The sequence below is a fragment of the Rania fehmarnensis genome (assembly GCF_056494185.1).
On sequence record NZ_CM151398.1, the window covers coordinates 959,560 to 979,845 of the forward strand.

5 protein-coding genes (1 of these 5 only partly in view) are annotated in these 20,286 nt (G+C 55.3%); 1 reads left to right on the plus strand and 4 read right to left on the minus strand.

What is annotated here, in order from left to right; translation table 11 throughout:
- Both SH573x_RS02950 and SH573x_RS02955 read right to left on the minus strand, forming a co-directional pair.
- On the minus strand, window positions 1-16,636 hold the start of the coding sequence (locus tag SH573x_RS02950) for a CARDB domain-containing protein (RefSeq protein WP_479352823.1). 19,694 nt of this gene lie to the left of the window's left edge; only the first 16,636 of its 36,330 coding nucleotides appear in the window; its start codon is at window positions 16,634-16,636; the stop codon falls past the left edge of the window.
- Window positions 16,637-17,508: 872 nt separating this feature from the next.
- The gene (locus tag SH573x_RS02955; protein WP_479352824.1) at window positions 17,509-18,369 is read right to left on the minus strand and encodes an endonuclease/exonuclease/phosphatase family protein; all 861 of its coding nucleotides are present in this window, start codon (window positions 18,367-18,369) and stop codon (window positions 17,509-17,511) included.
- 287 nt (window positions 18,370-18,656) lie between these two features.
- On the opposite strand from SH573x_RS02955, the gene SH573x_RS02960 reads away from it, so the two are divergent.
- On the plus strand, window positions 18,657-19,307 hold the full coding sequence (locus SH573x_RS02960) for an ureidoglycolate lyase (RefSeq protein WP_479352825.1): 651 nt from the start codon (window positions 18,657-18,659) through the stop codon (window positions 19,305-19,307).
- An 81-nt stretch (window positions 19,308-19,388) separates the two neighbouring features.
- Here the strand turns inward: SH573x_RS02960 and SH573x_RS02965 are convergent, their stop codons facing one another.
- Together SH573x_RS02965 and SH573x_RS02970 are read right to left on the minus strand one after the other, a co-directional pair.
- Complete coding sequence (locus SH573x_RS02965; RefSeq protein WP_479352826.1) at window positions 19,389-20,129, minus strand: sulfotransferase family 2 domain-containing protein; 741 nt, start codon at window positions 20,127-20,129, stop codon at window positions 19,389-19,391.
- Window positions 20,110-20,280: a hypothetical protein gene (locus tag SH573x_RS02970; protein ID WP_479352827.1), complete on the minus strand. Its 171-nt coding sequence runs from the start codon at window positions 20,278-20,280 to the stop codon at window positions 20,110-20,112. Before SH573x_RS02970 ends, SH573x_RS02965 begins: the two co-directional genes overlap by 20 nt.
- Between the last annotated feature and the right edge of the window lie 6 nt (window positions 20,281-20,286).

Genomic DNA, 20,286 nt, shown 5'->3' on the forward strand with positions numbered 1-20,286 from the left:
CCGTAGGCGTCCAACTGAAAGTGGCTTGACCATAGATGCTCGATTGAACCAGCGTGGCACCGGCGGGCAAGTTGCTAGCGCTAAAGCTCAGCGCATCTTGATCGGCGTCGCTGACCAAGATAGTAAACTGGGTGGCTTGATCAACCAGGGCCACGCGGTCGAACAGATTATTGAACTTGGGTGGTTCATTCGAGCTGGTGACTTGCAGAATGAATTGTGTACTTTCGCTAAGCGCCTGGGCACCCGTTTCCGTTGCCGAGACCGTGACGCGGTAGTCGCCGCGATCACCGGGTTGCGGGGCCACACGCAAGATCCCAGTACCATTGCCGTTATCGATTAGTTGTGCCCAAGTTGGCAAGTTCGTGGCTTGACCAATGACAACTCCCAGATCGATAGCTGCACCTTCGGGATCGCTGGCCGACAAGGGTATATCCAAGGTCGCGCCCACGGCAACCGTGCGATTGATCAGACTGCCAATCGTTGGTCGACCATTGGCATCGCGCACTGTGATGCTCAGGGTGACCGTATCGGTGCTGGGAACTCCAGTACCATCGCCATCATCGCTGGCTTCGAACGAAATATCGTATCGGCCCGACTGTACAAAACCTGGCGTCCAGGTGAACAGTTGCGTAGCCGTATCGTAACTGGCTCCCGCTGGTAAATTGACAAAGGTGTAGTTCAGCCCAGGAATTGCTAAGCCAAGATCCGCAAAGAAGTCTTCGCTGGTATTCAGTGGATTGTTGCTGGCGGCTGGATACTCTGGATCGGCGGCAGCGATGCGCAGCTTGAGCGTCTGGCCTTCGAATATCTCAAAGGGAGTCAACTCGGCAAATTGAACAGGACCGTTTAAGTTTTGCACCTCCAGGGTCATGGATTGCCGAACGGTATCCACACCGTCGCTGACTAAAAATTGTATGGCAAACTGCCCATGTTGATTGAAGCCGGGCGTCCATTCGAAGATACCGGTGTTGGGATCCAGGAAAGCACCGGGCGGTAAATTCGGTGACGTATAGCGCAGCACATCTCGATCAGCATCGCTGGCGTTGATGCGGAAAGAAATTGCATCGCCTTCGCGCGTGGTGAGGTTATTGAGCGGGGCAACCGTCGGGGGCGTGTTGCGATCAACTACTGTGATCGTGAAATAGACCGGTGTATCGGCGTAGCCGTCGCTGGCAAACAAGGCGATGTCTTCGTACACACCGGCTGCATTGGCATCGGGTTTCCAACGCAGCATTCGCGAAGTCGCATCAAAGATCGCACCTGCCGGAAGGTTATCAGCGAAGTAGAAGAGCGTGTCGCCGTCAGGATCAAACGCACTCACGGGCAAGTTGAGTGTGCTGCCTTCGGTGATCAATTGATCGTCGATAGGTGATACGATCGGAGCGCGATTGGCACCGGCTACGTTGACACGCCACACTTGTCGTCGATAGGCGCCTCGACCGTCATAAGCCCGCAGCTCGAAATCGACTTGAGGCTGGGTGAAGCGTCCCGGTGTCCAATCCAGTTGGCCGGTCGTGGGATTAACGCTTGCCCCTTCAGGAGCTTGTGCCAAAACATAGGATATCGTGGCTCCATCGGGATCCTGCGCGACGGCCTCATACTTGTAGTCTTCACCGAGCGCCACGGAGACCACCGGTGTGGTGTTGAAATCTGGCAAGCGATTGGGCGGCAAGGCCGCGCGCACGCTGGGTGTTAAATTCAGATCCAGCAGGAGTGGGTCGGCGATTGCAATCGTTTGCGTAATCGTTTGACCAGTCGCTAGCACACTGCCGGTGCTATAGATCTCAAGTGTCTTGGTTGAATCCGCTACATTGCCCACGACAACTACTTGGTTGTCAGGCAATTGACCAAAGGCCAGTTGAATGGGACCAGCTACGTCAAAGCTCCCGTTATTGGTAACGGTTACGTCCACCAAGACCGTGCCGTCGAGGCGATTGATTCGCGTATTGCTGAAACGTACCGGCAATGTCGCTGTGACATCTTCGAACACACGGAAATCGATCGAGGCTCCGCTACCACCGATAGCAATTCCCTGTTCGCTTTGCACATGCGCTGCGACGGTCAGTCGATACGGCGCAGGTGGCAATTGCTCAAACAGCAGGCGCGAGGTGCGATTGATGGCGTCATAGTTGATCGCACCGATGGCAATCGCTTCGTTGGTATCGAGATTCACCAGCGAATAATTGGATGGATTGAGCGAGCTGACTGGATCGGTAGAGCTGTTGGCCTTCAGAGCGACATCGAAGGAGAGGGATGCCAGGTTGTTGCCATCGAGAATGCGAGTTTGCACTAGCTTGGGCGCAGCTACGCTGAAGAACTGATCGATCTGTGTGCCTTGGGTTGCCAGGAAGCGACCATCACTGAGGCTGACAATGTTTTCGATGCGGGCAGATGCGCTGGTGGCTATATCGCGCTGGCGTAGCGACTTGGGGTCCAGCAGGGTGATGCGTCCATCATCTTGATGGCCCACAATCAACAGCCCCTCCAAAAGCGAACCTGCAGCACCAAAGCTGATCGATTCTGCATCGGTAACATCACCAACTGCGGTGGCGCGACCGCGGAAGTCAAGTCGCACGACGCGCCCGCCTGCAGGCCACTGCGTACCGTAGAGCGTGCCGTCGGCCGCGATGGCCAGTGAATCAACGCGTTCACTACTAAAGGCTTCGAAGCTGCGTGAGGCGGTATTGAATTTCAATACGCCACCGGTGGTGGCCACATACAGGGCACTCTGACCAGGAATCGCTACTAGTCCTAGCGAAACGCCGGCGCCATAAGTCGCCAGGATCGCACCGCTGGTTGGATCCAGCTGCAATAAACCTTCACCGCCGGTGGACGCCCACAGTTGGCCTGCTTCGTCAAACACTAGATCATAGATGGGTGAACTGAGTGTGGCGAGGCTGTGAAGTGCGTTGTTACCGGCCGCCAATGCGACTCGGTAAAGCGCGTTGCGACCGCTGCCGCCGGACACAAACAACCACTGATTATCGGGGCTGACTGCCATGGCCAGCGCGCCGATGGCCGCGCCACTGTTGCCGGGGATCGTCACCAAGGCTTCAGCGGCCAAGGGACGCAGCACGCGCGTGAATTGACTTGGTCGCGTAGCGCTGCGTTGCGAAAGCACACCCAGATCGGCTTCGTCGAAAACGCGTGTGGAGGCTGACGATGTTGTTTGGGTAGCTCTCGGTAGCTGAGTCGCCGCGACTTGCGTAGCGATTGGTGGTGAACCCAGATTGATCGGGGCTTTTAGTTGAGGCACGCGTGCACCGGCTGGCGGAGCTTCCACGTTACCCGACTTGTCGATCGCTCGCACCAAGAACAGAGGCGGCTGATCGGAGTCGACCGTTGCCACGTATTCCGTGAGCGCAGTCTGATATAACAATGTACGATAGCGATTGCCACCATCGGTACTGACCAGCAACGAATAACTGCCCACACCCGAGCCACCACTATCATCGTTGGCTGACCATTGCAGATCATAGCGATCGCTACCCAGCGGTATGACGTTCCATGTGCTGGTGGGTGCCACAGCATCCAGAGTCACTCGTGACAACCTTGAATCGACCGGTGCGAGTTGATCGACGATGACCCGCGCAGTCAGCTCGATGGCATCACCCGTTTGGACGTCCTGGCCCGTACCAGCTGCAGCCACTGTTTCTGCTTCGACCCAGAAACCTACTTTGATCTGTTGGCCCGCGCGCAACAGCCCTATGGTTGGATCTTGCGGTGGTAAGCCATCGCGAGCATCGACTGCCCGCAACAACCAGGTAGCATTGCGCGTGATTGCATCGACGCCAGCGGTCACTTGCAATACGTATCCTTGGGTGTCGCTTAAGTCGAATTCACCTACAAACGAAGGGCGACCAGCTGGAATGGGTAAGGTGATGCCACCCAGATCGATGTCGGAAAGTTGAAAACTGCGTTCATCCAGGGTGTCATCCAGCGGTACGACAATTCGAATCTCGCGAGCTGGACTGGTGGCTGCCGAGTCATAGGTCGAGGCAATGGTAAACGGTAACGGGACGCCGCGCGGCACCATACCGCTGGACTCGGTGGTTACCGGTGGTGTAATGGTGACGGTGTCGGTGGTGAACTGGCCGAGGTCATCGAGGTTGAAGACCACTTCATCGGCAGCCTGGCCATCGAATTCACGCGGAAATCCGGCGCGCATGTTGAACGCGACCATTGAGGTTGCCTGGGCCTGCTGCAAATCGTAATCTGCAAATGATGGGAAGCCACCACCATAAACATCGGGCGTATGACCATAGTAGCCGCGCAGTTGTTCAGTCGCTGAGCCTAGCGTAGTTTCGGCGGTCCCGAAGTTCTGAGCGGCTTCAGCAATAATGCCGTCACCGGCATCACCGCCCAGCAACCCACCGACTGCGATGAAGAAGGCATTGATGTTATCGGACACCATGTCCGCGTAAGGCGGTGAGTCTTCAGCTCGCAACAAACCTATATCACTTAGGGCTCGCAGATAAAGAGTTCCGAAGTTGTCGGAGTTGGCTGCGATGCTGCGCAGACCTGCCGGCGCAGCGGCATCGCTCAGTATCGCGTTCCGCAGGCGGGCAGCTTCTTGGAGTTGATAGTCGCGATATTGAGCGGCCGTTAAGGGCGTAGCAGCTGCGACCACATAGAAATCAAACGACAATGCATCCAGTTCATCGGGGCGCAGCGATTCCAAAAAGTCGGGATCTTCAGCCAAGAGATCGCGCAACTCTGGATAGACCGTCACCGCCATGCCCAGTTCAGTTGTCGTGTGCGCTGGCAGATCGATGGCCACGGCGCGACCCGTCAGTGCGCCCGAAAGGTTTAGCTCCGGTGCCACGCTTGAAAAATCAAAAGTAGATACCGAATCAAACAGCGGAGCTACGGTCGATCCATCACCGCGCAGGCCAGTCTGCATAACAATAGCGGGACCGGGAATGATGCCGGCCGTGTTGCGTATGTTGGGTATGGCATATTCAATGATCGTGTAAGGAGTATCGACGTTGGCCAGGTTTTGAACAGCGATACCATAGCCGCCTGTTTCACCAAGTCCTATCAGACTGGGACCGCCCAGCCCCGCGTTGACTTCGTAGGGATCTGCCTCTTCGACCTGGAAGCGATAGGGATCAACGGCCAGGCGTCCATCTGGATGCAAGACTTGAACATCGTACAGACCATGGGGTGCACTGCGCAAATCAAAGACGGCGATTAACTCCACCGCACTTACGCGACGGAAACTGACCGGCGCCAACTCGGCCAGTTCAGGTCGCACCAAGCGCACCGTGGCTTGCTCTGGAAATTCTGCGCCACTAATGCGCACTGTTACGTATCGATCATCGCCTCCCGCATCGGGTGTTACATGGGTGATGCTAAAGGGAATGCGGGTGGCTGTTAGCAGAATAGGCAGTGGGGCACTGGCCGGAAGCGTACCATCGGTGCGTTCTTCACTGCGCACACCAGCCCGAGCCAGGATGTAGTAGCGACCACCCAGTGTCTCAGGAATGATCAAGGATTGATCAGATCGTAAATAACCTTCGTAGCGGGCATCAAACAGATAGGGCGTCGGCAAGGCTTCGAAGCGGGCAAACAGTTCATGCGAACCAATGTCATTCAAACTGTCCAGGTCGATGCGCAAAGTCTGACCCGGCTGGGTTTCGATTTGGTACAGACGCACTGACCCGCTGGCCAATTGATCGTCCAGTGGAATATCCAGTCGCAACTCAGGTACAGTAACGCTGAGTGTTGAGGATGAGACCGTGGTGTTGTTGCGATTGTTTTCACCTTCGAACACATCATCGAAAACATCGGTCCGCACCAAAACGCGGTAACTGCCCGGCAGCGTGATCGGTGTTTCAAAGTTCAAGGTCGCGCTATACGACTGGCCAGGCTGTAACGTGCGACCAAGTGGAGGCTCTATGCGACCTAGGAAGCGATCGCCGATATCCCACACCGCATCGGCCGATAGATAAACTGCATCGGCCCAGCGACCTGTGGCCGCGACTTCGCCACGATTCTCCACGGTCCAGCTGACCGAGGCAGTACTGCCAACTTGCACATTGCCGGCTGCACCCACATCGACCACTTGCAAGTCGGTTGGTGGCGGAGTCACGATCAGGATTGGCAGTGCGCTGCGCTGGAAGTTGTTCTCTTCGTTGCTCTCAATGACTTCGCCCAGTGGTCGCGACGACCGCGGCACGTCGGTCACCACGATCACGTAATAACTGCCCGACAGCCCACGTGGCAGCCAGAAGTCTCGTTGGGTCGTTCGCGTTGCGTCTTGAGCCATAGGCTCGTTGTGCCGGATTTCGCCGACATAATGATCGCTGGCTACATCCAAAATCGGATCGCGCGATAAATAGACTCGGTCGAAATAAGGCACTTGTGAAGTGGGAATACTGCCGCCGTCATTGGTACTGGTATACATGACGGTAAATTGACGGCCAACTTCGACTCGATCACTGGCCACAACGGCGTCGACCACCAGGTCAGGTGAATCGACCGCTTGAACGTCGATCGCAAAGAAAGACAAGTTATCATCTTCGTCGGCGAATTCAGCTACGCTGCCTGCCCCACCACCGTATAGGCGAGCTGGCCCTGACTGGGCCGGATAGTTCAATGGTCGGGGATGATAACCGGGAGACCAGGGTGTTAATACCCGGTCAGTGCCACCTACCAGGTAATACCGACCACCAATGTTGTCAGGGATGCGAACTTGAGTCGTCCAGGTATACGACTGGCCGGGATCCAACTGGCCGGTGCGTGAGCTATTACCCAAGAAGATGTCGTACGTGTCGAGCGATTGATCGCCAGATAGATAGACTGCGTCGCTCCAGTGATCGACCCGCGTCGTCCGCGTGCCTTCGTTGGTGACAGTCATCGTGACATTCAAGACGCTGCCACTGTTGGGATTATCAGGCACCGCCGAGAAATTGGTGATGCGCAGATCGGGTTCGGCATACGTAATCTGTATTTCATTCGACGTGGCTTGGTTATTGGTCAGCGTATTGTTTTCCCATACGCGACCGGAAAATCCTTGAATCCAATCGGGGAACGAGCCTTTCGAAATTGGAGAGAACAATGGTCCATAGCGCGTCAGCGGAATATTGACGAAGACGTGCGCATACCATCGTCCACTACTGCCGGGCGGCGAGCTGACTTGGGTCGACTGCTGATAAGTTTGACCAGGCGCCAGCGGCTGAGTGAACACGTGGGTTACACGTTTGGCGAGCACCGCTCGCGAGTAATCAAAGACGGGGTCTTTGGAAAGGAAGACCAACTGTTCAACACTGTTCGTTTCGTTGGCGGTAGCATAGGCGCCAATATTTTCGATGGTCCAGTTGACCGTGATCGATTCACCCGAGAGGCTGGTGGGCGTCGCTGTCACTTGATTTACGCGCAGGTCGGCATCTGCGGAGATGATGTTGGTAACACCAACACCCACATTGTTATTGGTGTAAGGACCTTCATACACGGTGGCTAGCGTATTGGAGGGACCAGCCAAAATATCGCGGAGCTCTTGAACCGAAAAATTCTTGAGGTCGCTAACTTTGACATCGCCTATCGGTTTGCCTGTGGCCGACTCGATTCGCTGTAGAACGCCGCGCACTTCTTGCAAAAACTTGTCTTCTTCTGTCAGCGCGATTCTAGGATCGACGTTGGTTCTGACCAGAATATGACTGCCGGCGGCGCTGGGTGGCAGTGTAAATGTTGCTGAGTGCTCGTAGGACTGACCTGGAGTCAGCGGTCCCGGCTGTGGTAACGCAAATACCAGTTGATCCGAGCCGTCCAATTTGTCATCCTGCGAGACATAGATCGCATCCGCCCATACATCGCGATCGGTGGTGCCTGCACCATTATTGGTCACTTGCCACGTAACGGTGAACTGGCGATCACCAATGCCAGTCGGATCGGCCGTTACTCGCGTGACTTGCAAGTCGGCCGGCGGTGTCAGCAGCACATTGATGGGCGTGCTGCGAAAGTTACTGCCTTCCATATCATTAGGTGCATCGGGATTGATGTTCGTGGCAAAGGCAGCTTCATACACGCGATTCGATGCATCGGTATAGACCGTCAAGAAATACTGACCGGTGACTCCTTTGGGAATGTTGACGGTGGCTTCGGCATCATAGGCCTGGCCAACTTGCAACACACCGTCATGGCCCACGCTACCCAGGAAGATATCACCACGCGTGGGCTTGGGACCATCTTTGCCCAGCGTCAACCAGATCTGGTCGGTCCACGATCCAGGGTCGGTTTGCCCAGCGCCTAGATTGGCGACGCGATAACGTACTTTCACGCTCGAGTTATCAAAGACATCACCTGGGCCGGAGATCGCCTGGGCCACCAGGTCCGGCGGTGGCACCGGGTTGGCATCGATGGCTAGCGCCGATGCCGACAGGTTATTGCCCTCGGAAGGAAACTCATCGACGACATTAAAAGCATCCGTCTGAACAACGACGAACCAATTACCCGACAAGGCTCGCGGGATTGTAAAGGAGGTTTGCGTGCGATATTCGGTGGGTGTACCGGTGGTCGTGCCAGGAAAACCGAGAGCCGATTGATTGGCAAGTTGGCCGAGCAAGATTGCGCCGCTGAGGCCACTGGCACTGCTGCTCAGCCACACGCGATCTGTCCAACGACTGCTGCCACTGGGTGTATCGGCGGTACCAGCGTTCGATACGGTGAAGGCGACATCGATGATCGTTCCAGCGGTAACCAATTCAGGTGCAGTCACGTTGGTCACGCGCAGGTCAGCCCGCGGTCGCAGATTGATTTGCAGATTGTCCGACGTCAATGAATTGTTGTTCTCGTTGGTCTCGACGACTTCGCTACGGTAATCGGTGACTACTGAGAATCGATACAAGCCCATCGTTCTGGGTAGGGTCACCAGTTCGGTGCGGGTGAGCGTCTTGCCGGCCTCGAGCGGATTGGCTGTTGTGAACAACCCCATCTCGTATACCTCATTGGCATTGGCAAGCGACTGCAAAATCAATCGATCTGTCCAACCAGTTTCAGTATCCTGCGGGCCATCGTTGCGAACCGTCCAACTGACTTCCACTTGCGTGCTGTCCAGGGCTTGCGTCAGCCCACCCAGCGAGATCGAGTCAACGCGCAGATCGACCGGCGGTGGCGGCACAAAGAGAACATCGATCGCATCGGAACGGTTTTGATTGCCACTATCGTTGTAGATGAATTCGTAAGGTCCGCTGGTGCGCACAAAGATGTAATGCACACCGGATAAATCTCGAGGCAGGACAACGTCAGCCGTACGCGTATAAGACTGATCGATACCCAAAGCGCCGCCATGGGTACTGGAACCAATTAAACGCAGGCCGCTAGCGCCACTGGCGTCGCTGGATACGTAAATATAGTCGGTCCATACGGAGGTGTCGGTCGTCGCAATGCCTTGATTCTTGACACTCCACGTGACCGCGATTGGCTGACCGCTGACGGGATTACCGCTGGTGGTCACGGTCTCCACAATCAGGTCCGCATAGGCGATGGTCGTGATATCGACGAAGTGATCCGGACTAGCTTGATTGGATTGATGGCCAGTCGCTTCGTAAACATTGTCCAGTGCGTCGGTCACCACAAACAGGTTGAATCGTCCATTGGTGCGAGCCGCCAGTGGAATGATCTCGGTGCGCTCGTAACTGGTTCCAGAGGGCATCGCCCCATCGTGCGCGAATTGACCAATGATCAGATCGTCACTATCGCCGAGCGTCGTATTGTGACTGAGCACCACGCGATCGGTCCAGCTCGACTGACGTCCTGCCCCGGCACCCACGTTTTCGACCTGCCAGGTCACAGTCAAATCGACGGGGTCTCCAATCAGTAATTCTGGAGCAGTGACTTGCGTAACCGTTAAATCGGCATAGGGATACAAGGCAATCGTTAGTGGCGCACTGAGCATGGTGCCCAAGCTTTCGCCATCACCTTCGGCAATCGTACCTGTCGCGTCAGGGACGGCGATCAAGAAGTATTGACCGCTGATGCCCTCGGGCAGTGTGCTAGCCAGCGTCGCATTGTAAGTGCCACCTGGTGCCAAGGTGCGCGTTTGCGAGACTTCGCCCAGTAACAGATCTCCGCTGGAAAGCGTGCTATCTGACGACAAATAAATGCGATCGATCCATGTCCCCTGAGCACTCAAGTTCCCAGAATTTATTCCTGCCCATTGAATCGTGATCGGTTCGCCCGATTGCAGACTGGATTGAATGGGGGCAACCGTCGTAATGCCCAGGTCCGGCAGAGGCGCAGTCGTGATGGTCAGACTCGAGCTGGCTGTGACATTGTTTTCTTCGGCCGTGGGTTCGACAACCAGGTTGCCGCTGTCGGTCTTGACGATGATGTAATAGTTACCCAGCGGCAGATTGCTCGGAATGATCAGGTTGGGAGTCACTGTATAAGATGCCCCGCTCGCCAGAGCTCCCGAACGCTCGATAACTCCCAAGCTGCGATCGCTGCTGTCGAGAGTCTGATCGCTACTGATGAATACCTGGTCATTCCAGGTGGCGACATCGGTGGTGGCAATACCGTCGTTGCGCACGCGAAAGGAAAGCGGCAAGACAGTGCCACGTCCCGCACTTCTGGCCACGGTGATGGTATCGATAACCAGGTCCGCTGGCGGTCGCTGGAAATTTACTTCAATGATCTTTTCTAGTCGATTATTCTGTTCGTCGATTTCGAGGATGTTGTTGACGACATCGGTGGCGATAAAGATTCGTGCCTGACCGGTGTAGCCATAGGGAATGCTGGCCGTTACGGTTTGAGTATAAGTGCCATCACCGGCCAGAGTGCTCGTGATAGTTTGCGTCGCCAAGACGACGTCATCGTTGTTGCCGAAGAAACGATCGGGGCTGAACACTACGCGATCAGTCCAAGACGCTATGGCTGTGCCCGGTTGATCATTGCGCACTGTATAGCTGATCGTGACCAGCGCACCATTCTCCGTGGTTGCAGGGACCGTCGCGGACGCGACCAGCAGGTCGGGCAGGGCGATATTGATCGTAGCGACGAACGTATCATCGGCTTCGCCCAAGCTGCCATTCTGATTGGAGTCCATGGCATTGCCGACCAGATCACGAACTTGAGCCGAGATGGTCAGCGTGTAAGCGCCACGAGTTGTCTGTTCGGCAAAGCGCAGTCGAACCTTGGTGGGCTCAACCAGGCTGATCGCGGTGAGCGTGATCGGGCCAGCGGGACCGCTGAGCGTAAAGTTAGCCGCGGTGACCGAAGCGGCCGCTATGGCTTCGCTAAAGAAAATATCGATGGTCGACATAGCCACGTTGATGCCGCCAGTGGGCAAGGTGGCCAGCACGCGCGGGCCAGTCGCATCGACAAACAGCGTAGCCGAATAGACATCGTCCAGTGGTTCACCACTCTGGCCGTCCAAGTCCTGGTCCATCAAAGTGCCGCCTGCATCGGCCACATTGGGACCCAGCGATAGCGTGTAATTGCCTTCGAGCGTTTGCGGTTGGAACTGGACTCGGGCCACGGTGGCGCTCAGTCGTTCAATGGCGGAAACCACAATCGGGCCAGCGGGACCGCTCAGCACCGTATCGATTGGCGTGAACGTCGCAAAATCAATCGGCTCACTAAAGGTCACATCGAAGTACGGTAGCGGGGCTGGGGTTTTGGTCGAGGGCGTGATCGCCAACACTTGTGGACCAGCGCCGCCTAACTGCAAACTGCTTTGATAACGATCATCCAGCTCACCTGGAAAGCCATCTCCATCCTGATCCATGGCTATGCCACCAATATCCGTAATCGCTGGACCGATAGATAGTGCATAAACGCCATCGGCCGTGGAGCGCTGGACGGCGATGCGATACTGCGTACTGGAAATGGAAGTTACGCTGATGATTTCGATGTTGCCCGTGGGGCCAACCAGGGTCACATCGGTCGGTGAAAAAGAATTGCTCTGAATTGGATCGCTGAAGAATACATCGATGCTGGTGATGGCATCGTTGGTACTGGTAGCTGGTATCTGAGAAACGATTTTCAGCGAGCGACGTTGCAATACATAACTGGCAGTGAAAACATCTTCAGGGTTCTGGCCGGCGGTACCATCTCGATTTTGATCCTGCAGATTGCCAGCGGTGTCGGTGATCTCACTGGATGGTGTCAGCTGGAATGTATAACTGCCGTTCTGAAATTGGGTTTCAAACAATACTCGCACAACGGTATCTGAAATTTGGATCACACCCAGGATATCGGCGCTGGACTGATCTGGTCGCGTCAAGGTGACTGCGGTGCGCGGAATGCGCCCCAGTTCCACCGGCTCGCTGAACGTTAGATCCAGCGAAGCGAAACTCTGATTGAGCGTGGCTGATGCGGGAGGATTGATACCGCTAACATAAGGCCCCAGGGCGTCGATGCTCAGCGATTGTCGGTAAACATCTTCGCTCGGTTCACCTGCGATACCGTCGGCATCTTGATCCATCAGGGGGCCAGAGGCAGCGTTGATGTTCGGGCCAATACTGACTTGATAAGTGCCATTGCCAAAGCGGCGCAGAAAGTTGCCGCCTCCCAGATCTTGACCGATACTGACTTTGTAGGTCAGGCGATCGATGGCCGATATCTCCAGGGCTTGAACTGCGGTCGGCCCGCTGATCTGTATGTCGGCAGGTGTAAAGCTGGATGCGTTGATTGAATCACGAAAGTGCACGAGGAAGCCATCGATTGTCGGCAACAATTCCAAACGTGCAATCGCGGCCCCGTTTTGTATTGGCGGTGGAGTGGTAAGCCAACTGCCATAGTCGACATAGTTGGTTACCGCTGTGCCGGCTGGATTATCGTTGACGCGGCCGTCCACATTAGAGGGATCGTGGGGGCCACCGACGCTATTCCACCAGTTGGACTGAAAGTTAGCTGAAGTAAAGTTGGTATTCTCGTTTTGCACGCCCGTCGTGAGACCGACAAAGATATTGCCGGATCCGCTGGCCGTTCGATCTCGAGCGATGCGAATACCGCGAGTTGCATCTTGGAGCACGCTGCCGGAGATGTTCAGCGAGCCGTGGTCGACGTTGATGGCGGTGCCGCCGATGTTGCTCAAGCGACTATTGGTCAGGGTGAGCGTGGAGTTATCGCCTACGTATATGCCATCATTTTCGGCGGCAATCACTGCCAGATGATCGATTGAGGGAGCAGTTCCATTGCGAATATGCATGGCTGCGATGCGATAGGGGCCATAAGTATTGCCTGCGTTGACGGCGTTGCCGGCGTACTTCACCTGCACATGCTCGAGCGTTACCGATGACGAGTCGATATAGAAACTCTCCCAACGGCCCGGTACGGCTTGAGTCAATGTGCCGTTGCCATTGGAGTCTCCGCCCGATCCGTCGTCGGATAGGCTGGTGAAAATGATCGGTTGGTCAGCTGTACCTTGGGCTGTGAGTGAACCTTGGACATGAAAGTAGTTGCCTTCGGCAAACTTCAAAATGGTGCCAGGCGCCAGCGTCAAATCGCCGGTAGAACTCACAGAAAAATCGCCGGTGACGTAGACCGGTACTCCGCTAAAGTCAAAAGTCCGCGCCTTGGCAATCGCACCGCCTTGCAAGGTCACGCGATCGGCTGCATTGTCGCTGACATGGAGGTTGGTATACACAGCTTCAGAGGTTAGTGCTTGCCAGATGGATTCGCGACCTGCATGATCGACGCGCAAGTTCTCCAGTCGGGGAGCGGTACCGCTCTCCAGTCCCAGGCCTATATTCTCGCTATAGGAAATTCGCATATTGCGAATCAGCGGTTGGCTGGAGTTACGAATTTGAACTGCAGGGATCCGATAGGGTTCATACGTATTGCCAGGGCTGGCGACGTTACCTGCAAATCGCACCTGCAGGTTATCCAGTATCGAACTGCTCGAATCGATATACAACGCTTCCCAACTGCCGGGTGTGGGATTGGTAGCCATGCCGTCGCCATTGGAATCGCCGCCAGCCGAATCATCTTCCAGACTGGTCAAAACTACGGGTGAAGCCGCAGTACCTTGCGTGATCAGTGTTCCACCAGCGTACATGTACCGGCCGACTGGGAATTTGAGGACTGTGCCAGCGACGAGTGTGAGACTGCTATCTACGGCGATGCCCAGATCGTTTGTCAAATGAGCTGGCCAGCCATTAAAGTCGAACGTGCGCGCGCCCGTAATCGTCCCACCGCTCAAGGTAATACGATCCGCTGCGTTATTGCGCAGTTCGATTCCCGCATACACAGGGATCGCCGAAAGAGCTTGCGTGATAGCTTCGCGACCAGACGCTTCGATCACTACACCATCCAGCACCGGCGTCGTTTGGCCCTCCAGCGTCAGACCTACATTTTCAGCAAAGCGAATGCTTGTGCTACGAATGACGGGCCCCGAGTTATTGCGCACATACAGCGCTGCGGATCGATACGGCTCATACGTATTGCCAGGGCCGGCGACATTACCGGCGTATTGAATTTGAGTGTGATTGAGTAGAGAGGTAGATGAATCCAGATAAACGGCTTCCCACATACCTGGAGTTGGTGTTGTATCAGTACCATTGGCATTGGAGTCACCGCCCACCGAGTCGTCGTGGACAGTGGTGAAGATCACAGGTCGCTCGGCTGTGCCATTGGCAGACAATCGGCCGACCGCATTAACATAGGTGCCGGTTTGCATTTTAAAAATCGTGCCCGGTGCCAAGTCCAGCGTGCCGTTGACAGCGATAACCAGGTCGCCAGTCAGGTGCACGGGCAAGCCCTGGAAATCCAGGCTGCGTGCAGTGCTGATTGTGCCTGTTTCCCAAGTGATGCGATTGCCCCGATTCTCGCTGAAGATAACTCCTGCATACACCGGATCAGCCTGGAAGTTCTGATAGATGGCTTCACGACCCGAACGTTCAATGCGCAGGGTTTCTAACCGCGGGGCCGAAGTTGACTGAACATGCAAGCCAACATTCTCGGCCATAAAGATCCGCGAGTTGCGCAGCGTCGGTCGGGCTGAACCGGTGACTTGGATAGCCGCAACCCGGTAGGGCTCGTAGAGGTTTCCCGGATCGGAAACGTTACCTGCGTAGCGCACTTCGACATATTCGAGCACACTATTCGAACTACCCAGGTACAGCGATTCCCATTGGCCTCCGACACTGGCGGTCGAGGCGCCATCGCCCATCGAGTCGCCACCGGCGGTATCGTCAAACTGACTGGTGAAAATAACTGGATTGGCAGCGGTGCCGCCTGCTGCCAGAGTGCCAGTCGCATCGAAGTAAGTGCCAGGTTCAAATTTGAGAATCGTGCCAGCTGCTAACGATAAAGCCACATTGGCTGGAATACGCAGATCGCCGCCACGCACGTGCACCGGCAAGCCCAGAAAATTCCAGCTGCGATCCGACGATAACGTACCAGCCTGCAATCCAATATGATTCTGGGCATTGCCGCTGAGTGATACAGAAACATATTGTGGCGTAGCCACTAACGCCTGGTGAATCGCATATTGTCCAGAGCGCTCAACCGTGATGCCTTCCAGTCGCGGTGAGCCACCATCCAATTGCAGGCCGACATTTTCGCTGTCGCGAACACGCACGTTGGTCAGTAGCGGCGACCCACTGACGATCAGACTCGATACCTTATATGGGCCGTATGTATTGCCCGGGTTTGAGAAGTTGCCTGCGTAGCGCACCTCGACGTGATTTAATGTCGAGCTCGAGTTACTGATCAATAGCGATTGCCAAGAACCGGGAACTGGTGTGCTGCCATTGGCGTCACTGTTGGAGTCACCGCCTGCCGAGTCATCCGTGACGCTGGTAAATACAACGGGCAAGGCTGCGGTGCCTGCAGCGACCAGCGAGCCGGACCGGGCTTGTATGTATCGTCCGGTTGGTACCTTGACGATCGATCCGGGCGCAAGATTGAGCGCTTCGTCGATGACTACACTGGACTGGAGATGCGCTGGCAAGCCACCGAAGTCCCAATTCTGCGCGGCGGTGAGCGTACCGCCTTCGATTGAAATATGATTGCCGCCAGTGTCGCTGGCGGAGAGCTGGCGATACGTGGGACTGAGGTTCAGTTTCTGAATGAAGGCAATTTGCGTTACACGTTCGATTTGAATTGTATCGAGCGTCGCATTGCCGCCTATGTAGATGCCGCTCCAATCACCTTCGACGATCTGGCCATGGCGCAGCACGGGCGAGGCGGCCGCCGCAATTTCAATCGATGCCGTCCGGTAGGGACCGAAAGTGTTGCCAGGATTCGAATCGTTGCCCGCGTATCGCACTTCGAAATGCTCGAGCGTGGCATCGCTGGTGCCGATATAGAGTTGTTTCCAGTGACCGCGCTGCGGCGAACCAACTGTGGCGCCGGTTAGATCTTCGCCAACCGTATCGTCTTGAGTGCTTGTGAAGATGATCGGTTGCAGAGCCGTGCCGAGTGCCGACAGGCTACCACTACTACCAATCGTGATGGCTTGGCCAGTGTTCGATTTTATTACCGTGCCCGGCTCGATGGTGAGCTGGTTATTGATCGTAACATCGCTAACAACTTGAATGGTGCCAGACCATGTATCGGGCGATTGGATAACACCAGAGACTTGTCGTACGAGTAGTCGACGAGCTTCGAGATTCTCAAGCAGTAATCTGCGAACAAGCTTCTTGTTGCGACGATTGCCCAAGAGCTTGGAGGGGATCCGCTGGGTCATAGTTGTCTAACTTAGATGGCAAGTATTTTTGGGCGTTGTCTCAGCGTATTTCCCTGGAGAGGGGGCTGCAAGCGAGTGACGCGTGGAGAACGCGTTTTCGTTGTGGAAAGTTGGCTTCTTGGCGATATCAGGGCCTTAAAACAATCGCAAAATCAACCCTCATAGGGGTCCTAGGATTGTCGCAAGCGATGGGCGAGCCACCCATCTGTAGTTAGAAAAATACTTTACATGTAAAGTAATTGAATTTCGCCTCCCCCAGGGTTCGGAGATTGTCCAGCTTTTGACTATCGAATTACCAAGGTCTTCGGGTGGCACTGGCAATGCGCAGCATAGCCAGTGCATGGAACGAAGTGGTGCAGTTGGCTGGGCCTGCTGAGCAGCCAATGATATAGTGACCTTATTATTTTATGAATAATCAGTGGATCTAATCGAAGGGTCTCCCCTTCTCCCTCAATGTACTCATTGGGGGAGAAGGGGACGGGGGATGAGGGGCGCGCGGCGGCTTGCAGCAACAGTACCGGCACGATGCGACCGCGTTAGTGAGAAGAACAAGGATTCGGGTATGACTAGGCGAATGGCACGATCGAACTAAGCGGCGGAGTTTGCCGGGAGTTAGCGCAAGGGCGCCAATTAGTTTGCGTGGACTACCCGGATATGAAGTAACTCGCGGCGATGGCACCGCTGACTCGCGTATCTGGGACTTCGTCAAAGCTGCCCTGGCCCCGAGCGCAGCGCATAGCGGCGACAACGAGAAAAATTGGGGTCAGGTCACAATAAAAATGGCAAATCGATTCCTTACTCAGACCTGACCCCATTTTTCGCCCCCTCGTCTGCGACCTCCCCCAGCTGCGCCGGGGGAGGTGACGCATGCGTTACTGCTGAACGCGAACCATGATTGGCAAATGATCGCTGGCGAAACGCTGGTTGGGGGTACGTGGGTCGAGTGTCTCAAAGGCGTCGACGGTGATCTTGCCCAGTAGCAGCACGTGATCAATGCGTTGCCCAGTTTCAATCGCTTTGAATCCATTCCACGTGCTGTCAGGTCCGGTATCGGGCTGGGTCGATTCGAGGCGCGCCAAGCGGAGCGGAGTCGGCTGAGCGTCATCTTTACTCAAGAGGGCTTCCATAGGTGGAGCGCTCGCACGAGCATTAAAATCACCCAACAGTAGCACGGGCTGAGTCTGAGCGTGGTCATTGATCCAGCGTCGCAGCAACTTGCCGGACTCCAGCCGCGCAGTTTGACCGCGATGATCGAAGTGCGTGTTGACGATCAGCCAAGTTTCTTGAGTGCCTTTGCGTTGCAACTTCAACCAACTCGCAATGCGGGGCAGGGCGGCATCCCAACCTTTCGATCCGGCGACATCGGGCGTGGGGCTAAGCCAGAATGTGCCACGCTCTAGCGCGTCGAACTGGTCGCGTCGGTAACCGATAGGCACCATTTCGCCTGCGTCTTGACCATCATCGCGCCCCACGCCATAAAACTCGTAGTCCGTTAGTTGCATGCGCAGGTCAGCCAGTTGACTCTGCAACACTTCCTGCAAGCCAAACACTTCCGCTTGAAGCAGTGTTTTAGCCACCGTGGCTTGGCGATTCTTCCAGATGTCTTCACCATCGTTGTTATTCTGATAGCGAATGTTGTAAGAGATCACCACCAAAGGCTCGCCAGCCTGGGTATGGTTCCATAGAGTACAAGCCACGCACAGGATGCTGAACAATAGAGTTCTGATGATCATGAGGGCACTTAGGGTTGTGGGTAAATAGTTGGGGCGCAATTCGGGAAACCATCTAGTGTAACAACCCGTCACATCCGTCCTACTCCTACTCCTAGTCGTATTTGCAGCCATTCGAGTACGAGTAGGAGTACGAGTACGACTACGAAGGCCGAGGTTACTCCGGTTGGTAGGCATGAAGTTGAAAGTTAATTGTTGATGAATGTCCGATTCCGCCGCTGGGTAATGTCGTTACACTAAACCGCAATTCGATGCGGACCCTAAATCACTTCACTCACAAGCCAATCAGCATGACCGCTACTGTACCCGACTATCTCAATCCCAAGATTCCAGCTGGGCTGAAGCACATCGATATGCCAGTAGTCGTGGCCACTGAAGAGACTCTAGAGGGCTACGGCACACTGGTAACCAGTGAACCCGAAAAATTTCAGCTCGAGATCGTGCGTTGGCCGGCTCAAGGTTGGCGGCCAGTCGATTTGGATTCGGGCGATGAAGGCGGCACTACCGAAGGCACTTTTCGCAGCCAATGGGATGGCGACATTCTGTATGGAATGAACGAGGCGGTAGGTGGCCACTACATTTTGGGTTATGCCACGGCACCTGAAAACGCGCGCGCCAACTACGTAGCCAAGCCTGAGCAGATTCTGTTATGGCACTGCAACTATCATCCCGATGGCGGCCAGCTCTTCTTTCCGCTCGATCGCAAACCGTTCGTGGTGCCCTTGGCTTTGCCAGGTGATGATATCCAGCCCAAAGATTTCGTGTGCTTCTGGTTCGACGGTTCGGCGGGCTTGTACATCCATCCCAACATCTGGCACGACGGCGTATTCACACTCGAAGGCTCGCAGCGATTCTTCGACAAACAAGGCGCTGTGCATGCTCGCGTGTCGGTCGATTTTGTACGCGAGTTTGAGTGCTTGATGCGCGCGGATTTGAGTTAGCTCAGTATTTAACTCTGTGCTAGTTACACAGGCTGGAAGCCTATGCCACACACAGGCGCTGGAAGCCTATGCCACGTTGATTTAGGCGGCACCTAGCGTAGCGCGGCGTTTTAGATTGGCGAGCTGCTCTTGGAAGCGACGAAGGGCGAATTGATACAGCGCCATGTCTGCCCAGTTCAATTCCATGATGCGCACTAGGGCAGCTGGCGTGGGCTGCAGATCCTCGTAAGCACTTCGGTTCTCGCTTTCCTTCGGTACGGCGTATTCCCCTAAGCCAACGAAGGTGGACCGCAGCAGGTCGAGCGATTCACTGAATTGCTCGACAATGCCCACGAAGCAGAACTCGCGCTCCAGGTTGCGCATACTTGAGGCGAGGAAGCGCCAATCGCTCGGATGATGGTGGCTGAGCAACGATGTTTGTACGTTCTCGATGCTGGCTCGAATATGTGGATGGTCGCTCATTACGAATTCTTCTAACGTGGCGGTCTGAGCCCAACGCACGTGCGCGACATTCGGATCGTTCAACCAAGCTGAATCTAACTTGCTGGGGTCATGCCACGATTTGTACTGCGAGATCGTCCGCGCAACTGGGTGTCGCAGGAACGTTATATAATGGCTCGGCGAGAGAGCATGAATCTCACGAAACCTCAAGTGTCCGGAGCGAAACTTTACGTCGCGAGGCAGCGAGTCATAATCGCCGTAGAACTGCGTCGAAACGTCACTGGGCGAGAAGTGATTGGCAAAATAATTGGTCACAGACGTGCCGGCTGTTTTCGGAATGTGGATGAACGTTAATGTGCGATCAAGCCGGTGGATGTTCATCGGGCACGTGTCCGCTGGAAAAATAGGCAATTGTGTGGGCGGTCTGCTCCGTGGCAGGTCGTGGGGCGGCGATATCAATTCGGTCGGCAATTCCTACGGCACTTCTTTTCAAAACTCCGCCATTTTCAGGAACCAGTTCCAATAGTTCCATGCTGAA